This window comes from Streptomyces sp. NPDC050388 (genome assembly GCF_040655635.1).
Taxonomy (GTDB): Bacteria; Actinomycetota; Actinomycetes; order Streptomycetales; family Streptomycetaceae; genus Streptomyces.
On the sequence record NZ_JBFAKH010000290.1, the window covers coordinates 1 to 1108 of the forward strand.

1 protein-coding gene is annotated in these 1108 nt (G+C 66.4%); it reads right to left on the reverse strand.

Going from position 1 to position 1108, the window contains the following annotated elements; all coding sequences use genetic code 11:
* Positions 1 to 977 (reverse strand): IS4 family transposase (locus AB0I73_RS41470; RefSeq protein ID WP_363045544.1); only part of this gene is annotated, 977 nt, incomplete at its 3' end.
* Between the last annotated feature and the right edge of the window lie 131 nt (positions 978 to 1108).

The window sequence follows — 1108 nt, forward strand, 5'->3', positions numbered from 1 at the left end:
CCGGTCAGGCAGTGGTGCACGACCAGGTGCGCCCACACTTCCTGGCGCACCAGCTGCGGGTCGGTGGATCGCAGAACTTCCTGCCGGCCCCGCTGGAAGGTCTTGATCTGCCGATAGGCCGATTCCACCTCCCATCTTTCGTGATACAAGACCGCCAACTCCCTTGCTGGGTAGGCGTCGTGATCGAAGAGGTCGGTCAGCAGCCTGATCACTTCGCCCCCGTCGACGCGGTACTCGATCACGCGCACCAGCACACCGCCCGGATGGGCACCCTTCTGCCCCGCGAGGTTCATGCGCGCCAGATAGGTGCCGTCGGGCAGGTGGCGTACCGGGCGGCGTGCCACACACGAGCGGGCCCGCAGCAGCAGGTGGGCACCGGCGCCGGTATACGCCTTCCATAACTCCACCCCGGGGAACCCCCGGTCCATGATCACGAGCATCCCGGAGGCCGAGGCGGCCATTGCCACGGCTGGGTCGCGTTCACCGCTGTTGCAGCCGCCCACCCGGGCGTCGATGGAAGAGTGCGTGCCGGTCTCGGTCAGCGTCACGACTCTCACCTGCGGAAACCCGCCCGGTTTCCCGCTGGAGTCTTTCGGGCCGCCGAAGGCGAGTCGGTTGGCCTCGTTGTCCGGCACGTCCAGCAGGAACCCGTCGACCGCAGCGAGACGCATCCCCCGGTAGAAGGCCCCGGCCAGCCCCACAGGGGCCCGCGGACCGGCCAGGCGGTGGAAGATCCGCTCGACAACCTCCGGTCCCAGGCGCTCCCGAGCCCGGGTGAAAGACGCCTTGTGCGGGATACACTCGCTCAACTCCTGTATTCCACCTACCAGTTGTTCTGCCACATCGTCGTAGGAGTCCTGGTGGAAGAGCGCAAGCGCGAGTGTGAAGTAGACCATGAACCCCGCCGGCAACGCTCCCGGCCGACGGTCCCGTTTGCGACACTCCGACAGGACCTCGTCCACCAACTCGGGCGTCACCCACTGTGTGATCAAGCCCAGCCGCACTCGCTCAGATACCCCGCTCCACGGATGCACACCCCGCATAACGGCGCGACGCTCAGTCCGTCACCACCAACTCAATGAACCTTCAAACAACGGCATTGGGTGCC